Origin of the sequence: Streptomyces sp. NPDC046716, assembly GCF_040645755.1 — a bacterium.
Lineage (GTDB): Bacteria > Actinomycetota > Actinomycetes > Streptomycetales > Streptomycetaceae > Streptomyces.
In genome coordinates this window covers 99454-106552 of record NZ_JBEYYU010000009.1, presented here as the reverse complement: position 1 = coordinate 106552, position 7099 = coordinate 99454, and the positions used below count along the sequence as shown (strand labels likewise).

The following is a 7099-nucleotide window of genomic DNA, read 5'->3' as shown; positions in this document are numbered from 1 at the left end:
GGCCGGTGGGGACTTCTCGCGCAGTTCCCCGCGCCCCTGGGTGGTTCTTCGGGTGCCGGCCGGTGGGGACTTCTCGCGCAGTTCCTCGCGCCCCTGGGTGGTTCTTCGGGTGCCGGCCGGTGGGGACTTCTCGCGCAGTTCCTCGCGCCCCTGAAGCATGCGCTGCGCGCAGCTTCTCCGATGAGATGCCGCACGCAGTGCGCATCTCAGGGGCGCGGGGAACTGCGCGACCAGCCACGACGAGAGCCGCGGACGAAGGCGCGAGCTCTCGGGCCCTTTCGCTCCGGGGGCGGAAAGGGCACCGTAACAACGATCACGTTTCCGCCAGCCACTGGACGACATACCGACTGGTCGGCATGATGAGTCGCACCCGTCCCGGATTCTCGGAGGACCACGATGAGTCACCCCCCAGGCCTCGACCTCGCCCAGCTGCGCGCCCACCTCGATCGCGAGCGGCCGGGCCTGGTCGGCGGCCCGCTGTCCGGGCGGCTCATCGAGGGCGGACGGTCCAATCTCACGTACGAGGTGAGCGACGGGACGTCGAAGTGGGTGGTGCGCAGGCCGCCGCTCGGCCACGTACTGGCGACCGCGCACGACATGAAGCGCGAGCACCGCGTCATCGCCGCGCTGCACGACACCCCGGTCCCGGTCCCCGAGGCGCTGCTGCTGTGCGAGGACGACAGCGTGGTCGGGGCGCCGTTCTACGTCATGGAGTTCGTCGACGGGACGCCCTACCGGACCGCCGAGCAGCTCGCCCCGCTCGGCGCGGAGCGCACCCGCGCCGCCGTGCTCGGCCTCGTCGACACCCTCGTCGACCTGCACGCCGTGGACCCGGCCGAGGTGGGACTCGGCGACTTCGGCCGGCCCGACGGCTTCCTCGACCGCCAGCTGCGCCGCTGGGGCAAGCAACTGGACGCCTCCCGCAACCGCGAGCTGGCCGGCATCGACGAGTTGCAGGCCGCGCTCGGCCGCTCGCTGCCCGACTCCCCCGCCGCGACGATCGTGCACGGCGACTACCGCCTGGACAACGTCCTGGTCCGGCGGGACGAGGTGGACGGCGTCGACCGGATCAAGGCCGTCCTCGACTGGGAGATGTCGACGCTCGGCGATCCGCTGACCGACCTGGGCCTGCTGGCGATGTACAGCGCCCGGCTCGAACTGCCCGACTCCCCCATCTCCACGACGGCGTCGGCCGCCGGGCACCCGGCCCCGGCCGAGCTGATCGAGCGGTACGCCGCGCGCTCGGGGCGCGACGTCTCCGCGGTCTCCTGGTACACGGCGTTCGCCTGGTTCAAGCTCGCCGTGATCCTCGAGGGCATCCACTACCGCTACACGCTCGGTCAGACGGTCGGCGCCGGGTTCGACCGGATCGGCGAGCTGGTCCCGGTCTTCATCGAGCACGGCACCGACACCCTCCAGAAAGGCTGACGCGCATCATGGACTTCGCATTCGACGCCCGTACCGAGGAGCTGCGCGGCAAGCTCCTCGCCTTCATGGACGAGCACGTCCACCCGGCCGAGGCGGTCGCCGCCGAGCAGCGCGCCGCGCTCGGCTCGCCGTGGGAGACCCCGGCCGTGGTCGAGGAACTGAAGGCGGAAGCGCGTCGGCAGGGCCTGTGGAATCTCTTCCTTCCCGACGCCGAGCACGGCGCCGGGCTCACCAACCTCCAGTACGCGCCGCTGGCCGAGATCACCGGCCGCAGCCCGCAGTTGGCCCCGACCGCGCTGAACTGCGCGGCCCCCGACACCGGGAACATGGAGGTGCTCGCCCAGTTCGGTGACGACGCGCAGAAGAAGCAGTGGCTGGAGCCGCTGCTCGCCGGGGAGATCCGCTCCGCGTTCGCGATGACCGAGCCGGAGGTCGCCTCGTCCGACGCCACGAACATCACGACCCGGATCGAGCGCGACGGCGACGACTACGTCATCACGGGCCGGAAGTTCTACATCTCGGGCGCCATGAACCCGAACTGCAAGATCTTCATCGTCATGGGCAAGACCGACCCCGACGGCGCCGACATCCGCCGCCAGCAGTCCATGGTGCTGGTGCCGCGCGACACCCCCGGGGTCGAGGTGCGGCGGGCCATGACCGTCTTCGGCTACGAGGACCACTGGCACGGCGGGCACGCCGAGGTGATCTTCGACGGGGCCCGGGTACCGGCGGGCAACCTGATCGGCGAGGAGGGCGGCGGCTTCGGCATCGCCCAGGCGCGGCTCGGTCCGGGCCGTATCCACCACTGCATGCGGCTGATCGGCATGGCCGAGCGGGCCATCGACCTGATGTGCCAGCGCGCCGTGGCCCGCACCGCGTTCGGCAAGCCGCTGGCCCAGCAGGGCGTCGTGCAGGAGTGGATCGCGGACGCGCGGGTGGCCGTGGAGCAGTTGCGGCTGCTGGTGCTGAAGACGGCCTGGCTGATGGACACCGTGGGCAACCGCGGTGCGCACACCGAGATCCAGTCGATCAAGATCGCGACCCCGCGGACCGTGGTCGACATCATCGACAAGGCGGTGCAGTTGTACGGGGCCGGTGGGGTGTCGCAGGACTATCCGCTGGCGGAGCTCTGGGCGGGGGCGCGGACGCTGCGCTTGGCCGACGGTCCGGATGAGGTGCATCAGCGATCGCTGGCTCGGCGGGAGCTGAAGCGGTTCGCGTAGGTCTCTTCGCCGGGTGCGGGTGAGCTGTGGCTGGTCGCGCAGTTCCCCGCGCCCCTGGGTTGTTCGTCGACCGCGGGCCGGTGGCCGCTTCTCGCGCAGTTCCCCGCGCCCCTGAGGCAGGCGCTTCGCGCTGCCTCCCCTGGGGGCCGCAGGGGGAGGTCAATAGCCGCCGCCCGGCACATGGTCGGCCAGGGCCAGGTGTCGCAAGAAGCGGCGGGCGCGCCGGAGTTGGCGGGCGGCGGAAGTCCGGAGGGCGCGTACGTGGTCCATGCCCACCAGACTCCCGGCATCGCCCTCACCCCGTCCAACAGATCGTTTCGCTCGGACCCATCCATAGAATCGATGGATGGAGATACGCCAGCTGCGCCACTTCGTGGCCGTCGTCACCGAGGGCGGTTTCACCGCGGCGGCCCGCGCCGAACTCATCGTCCAGTCCGCGCTCAGCACGTCGGTCCGCAATCTGGAGCGCGAGCTGGGCGCGGAGCTGTTCGACCGCACGGGCCGCCGGGTCGTGCTCACCGAAGCAGGGCGGGCGCTGCTGCCGCAGGCACGGCAGGTGCTCGCCGGGGCGGCCGCGGCCAGGGAGGCCGTCGCGCAGGTGTCCGGGCTCGGTACGGGCCGGGTCGCGATCGGCACCATCCAGACCCTCACCTGTGTGGACCTGGCGGCCGAACTGGCCGGATTCCACCGGGAGTTCCCGGGCATCCAGGTGTCGGTGCGGGAGGCGCCGGTGGCGGAGCTGACGGAGGGGCTGCGGGCCGGCGAGCTGGACCTGGCGTTCCTCGCGCCCGACGCGCGGCGGCTCCCGGACGGACTTGCCGCGTTCGCGACCTGGCGGGAGGACCTCGTGCTCGTCACCGCGCCCGGGCATCCCCTGGCCGGTGCCGGGCGCACGCTCATCAGGGATCTCGCGGACGAGCCGTTCATCGACTTCAAGGCCGGTACGGGGCTGGAGACCGCGGTGCGCAGGCTCGCCGCGCACTGCGGTCTGGAGCGGCGCATCACCTGTGACGTGACGCAGATCGGGCTGCTCGTCGATCTCGTGCGGGCCGGGATCGGCGTGGCGATCGTGCCGCGGCGGATCGGGGAGGCGGCCGGGCTGCCGTGCGTGACCATCCGGCAGCCGGAGCCGGGCCGGGCCGTGGTGCTGGCCGGGCGGGCGCCTCGGCCGCGCAATCCCGCGGCCGAGGCGCTGCTCGGCCGCTTTACGGGCGCAGCGCGCGCAGCAGCAGATCCGCCAGCTGGTCGGCGAGCTGCTGCGGGGTGAGCTGGCCGCCCGGCCGGTACCAGGTCGACAGGTGGTGCACGGAGCCGAAGTGGTAGTCGACGACGAGGTCGGCGGGTGTCCGCGTCGAGAAGACGCCGGCCTTCTGGCCCTCCTCGATCAGCGCCCGGAACCGCTCGTGGTAGCGGCGCCGCTCGGCCCGTACCTGCTTGTTCTTCTCGGGGCTGAGGTGGTGCATGGAGCGGAAGAAGATGGCCGCGTCGTCGAGGTTGTCGATGGTGGTGACGACGACGTCGGCCGCCGCCTCGCGCAGCCGCTGCTCGACCGGCTCGTCCCGGTCGGCGAAGGCGTCGAGCCGGTCCTGCTGGAGGCGGAGCAGCCGCGCGTACACCTCGTGCAGCAGATCGTCCTTGGAGCCGAAGTAGTGGTAGAGGGCGCCCTTGGTGACGCCCGCGGCCTCCACGATCTCCTGGACGGAGGTGCGGTCGTAGCCCTGCTCGGCGAAGAGCCGGGTGGCGGCCGCGAGGAGGCGCTGCGGAACGGGTGTGCCGTCGCCGCCCGTCGTCGTCCTGGGCACTGCCGCCACCTGCCTTTCGTTGTTCACTGTCCGTGGCTTGCGGGAGAACGCAGTTCCCGCCGGAGGATCTTCCCACTTGCCGTCTTGGGCAGCTCGCGCAGGACCTCCACCTCCCTGGGATATTTGTACGCCGCGAGCCGGTCCTTGCAGTAGGCGGCCAGCTCCTCGGGGGACGCTTCCGCGCCGGGACGCAGGCTGACGTACGCCTTGACGCTCTCGCCGCGGTAGGGGTCGGGGATGCCGACGACGGCCGCCTCCCGCACGCCGGGGTGGGTGTAGAGGACGTCCTCCACCTCGCGCGGCCACACCTTGAAGCCGGACGCGTTGATCATGTCCTTCTTGCGGTCGACGACGTACAGCCAGCCGTTCGCGTCCATGAAGCCGATGTCGCCGGTGCGCAGTTCCCCGTCGGGGAAGCCCTCGGCGGTGGCTTCGGGGCGGCGCCAGTAGCCCGGTACGACCTGCGGGCCGCGGACCGCGATCTCGCCCTGCTCGCCGAAGGGCACCTCGTTGCCGAGGTCGTCGACGATGCGGACCACCGAGTCGGGGCCCGGTACGCCGACCGCGAGGGTGCCGGAGACCGGGTCGACCGGCGCCTCGGTGCCGGGCGGCACGGACGCGCAGGGCGCGGTGCACTCGGTGAGGCCGTAGCCGTTGTGGATGTACGGGCCGAAGGCGGCGCGGAACTTCTCCACCAGGGCGGGCGGCACCGGGGCGCCGCCCGACGAGATCGAGGAGAACGACGCGAAGTGCTCGCGGGTGGCCTGCGGCTGGGCGCCGAGGGCCATGAAGGCGGTGGACGGGCCGACCGTGTACGCGGGCTTGTGCTCGGCGAACGCGTCGAGGACGACGCCCGGCTCGAAGCGGTAGGCGAGGGCGAGGGTGCCCGCGTTGGCGAAGGAGGCGACGAGTTCGCACACCATGCCGGTGATGTGGAAGAGCGGGGCGAGCGCGAAGTAGGTGGCGCCCTCGGGCAGGCCGAGGCCGGTGCGCTGGCGCTCCGCGTTGTACGTGATGTTGCGGTGCAGGTTGGTGGCGCCCTTCGGGGTGCCGCTGGTCCCGGAGGTGTAGCTGATGAGGGCGATGTCGTCGCCGGTCAACTCTCGGTCCGCGGGCGCCTTGTGGCCAGCGCGGGCGACGGCGAGCAGGTCGTCGGCGTCCGTGGCGGCCGGGGTGACTCGCTCGAAGTTCAGCACCCGCTGGTCGCCGCGCGTCTGGAGGTCGAGTTCGCAGGCGGTCAGCACGATCCGTACGGGCGAGTCCGCGGCGGTCTCGCGCAGGTACGCCTCCCAGGCGCGGTCCGTGCAGACGAGCCCGGTGACCTCGGCGTCGTGCAGGACGTGCCCGACCTCGCCGGACTTGTACATCGGGTTGACCGGGACCACGACGGCCCCGGCCTTGAACGCGCCGAGCAGCGCGAGCACGAAGTGCGGCGAGTTCTGCAGCATGACCGCGACGCGGTCGCCGCGGGCCAGGCCGCGCTCCGCGAGGTGCCCGGCCACCGAGTCGGACAGGGCGTCCACCTCGGCGTAGGTCAGGCGACCGTCGAAGTAGGCGAGGGCGGTGGTGTCGGGGGCCCGGCGGACCGCGTCGGCGAAGGCGTGCGCGACGGAGGCGGCCGGGACGACGGGGGCCCGCTGCGCCTCGTTGAGGACGCCGAGCCAGGGCTGGGCCGCGTAGATCGAGGACACGGTCGGGTCGCTCACTGTGCGGCCTCCCACTTCTGCTGGATGTGGTTCATGTTCGTGAGCCAGCGGTCGGGGACGGCGGCGCGGGCCGTGTAGTACTCGGCGACCTCCGGGTGCGGCAGGATCAGGAAGCGGTCCTCCGCCATGCCCGCGAAGAGCGCGTCGGCGACGTCGGACGGCTCGATGGCGGTCGGGGCGAGGACCAGGTCGCCGGCGGAGCCGGAGGCGGTGAGCATGTCGGTGCGCACGCCCTGCGGGCAGATCGCGTGGACCTTGAGGCCGCGGTGGCGGTACGTGAGCGAGAGCCATTCGGCGAAGGCGTACGCGCCGTGCTTGGTGACGCTGTACGGGGCCGCCCCGACCATGCTGAGCAGGCCGGCCGCGGAGACCGTCGAGACGAAGCGGCCGGTGCCGCGCTCCAGCCAGTCGGGCAGCAGGACGTGGGCGGCGCGGACGTGCGCCATCACGTTGACGTCCCAGGCCGCGGCCCACACCTCTTCGGGCGCGGCCTCGGTGCCGCCGGAGGCCAGGCCCGCGTTGGCGCAGTAGACGTCGACGGTGCCGCCGAGGGCGTCGCGGGCCTGCTCGACGACGGTGGAGGCGTCTCCGGGTACGGCGATCGCGCCGATCTCCTCGGCGACGGCCCCGGCCCTGTCGGCGTCCAGGTCGTTGACGACGACCCGGGCGCCGGCCGCCGCGAAACGGCCGGCGAGCGCGGCACCGATGCCCCCGCCCGCGCCGGTGACGACGACTGACTGGCCTTGCAGACTCTCCACCATCGGTCTCCTTCGACACGATTTCGACAGGACGGGATCGGCTCGCCGTCCCAGCAGACTAACCAGTCGGTATGGAGCGGTGGAAGGGGTTCGGACCTGGTGATCCGCCGCGGCTCGTTCCGCGCGGCCCGTCCACGGGCTAGCGTGCATGGCCATGCCAGTTCCGATGATCACGGAGGTTC

At 72.2% G+C, this 7099-nt stretch carries 6 protein-coding genes; 3 read left to right on the top strand and 3 right to left on the bottom strand.

What is annotated here, in order from left to right; all coding sequences use genetic code 11:
- The first annotated feature begins 396 nt into the window (after positions 1 to 396).
- From ABZ930_RS09605 to ABZ930_RS09595, 3 genes are all read left to right on the top strand, one after another.
- Positions 397 to 1428 (top strand): phosphotransferase family protein, encoded by a 1032-nt coding sequence (locus ABZ930_RS09605; protein WP_361544221.1) that lies wholly within the window; start codon positions 397 to 399, stop codon positions 1426 to 1428.
- Between the two features lie 8 nt (positions 1429 to 1436).
- Positions 1437 to 2651: an acyl-CoA dehydrogenase family protein gene (locus tag ABZ930_RS09600; RefSeq protein ID WP_361544218.1), complete on the top strand. Its 1215-nt coding sequence runs from the start codon at positions 1437 to 1439 to the stop codon at positions 2649 to 2651.
- Positions 2652 to 2997: 346 nt separating this feature from the next.
- The gene (locus ABZ930_RS09595; protein WP_361544215.1) at positions 2998 to 3918 is read left to right on the top strand and encodes a LysR family transcriptional regulator; all 921 of its coding nucleotides are present in this window, start codon (positions 2998 to 3000) and stop codon (positions 3916 to 3918) included.
- Here the strand turns inward: ABZ930_RS09595 and ABZ930_RS09590 are convergent.
- The 3 genes from ABZ930_RS09590 to ABZ930_RS09580 are packed head-to-tail and all read right to left on the bottom strand — an operon-like array spanning position 3857 to position 6920.
- On the bottom strand, positions 3857 to 4453 hold the full coding sequence (locus ABZ930_RS09590) for a TetR/AcrR family transcriptional regulator (protein WP_361544212.1): 597 nt from the start codon (positions 4451 to 4453) through the stop codon (positions 3857 to 3859). The genes ABZ930_RS09595 and ABZ930_RS09590 overlap by 62 nt on opposite strands.
- Before the next feature lie 23 nt (positions 4454 to 4476).
- The gene (locus ABZ930_RS09585; protein ID WP_361544209.1) at positions 4477 to 6159 is read right to left on the bottom strand and encodes an AMP-binding protein; all 1683 of its coding nucleotides are present in this window, start codon (positions 6157 to 6159) and stop codon (positions 4477 to 4479) included.
- Positions 6156 to 6920 carry an SDR family oxidoreductase gene (locus ABZ930_RS09580; RefSeq protein ID WP_361544206.1) on the bottom strand — a complete coding sequence of 255 codons (765 nt, stop codon included), beginning with the start codon at positions 6918 to 6920 and terminating at the stop codon, positions 6156 to 6158. The genes ABZ930_RS09585 and ABZ930_RS09580 overlap by 4 nt, the downstream gene beginning before the upstream one ends.
- Between the last annotated feature and the right edge of the window lie 179 nt (positions 6921 to 7099).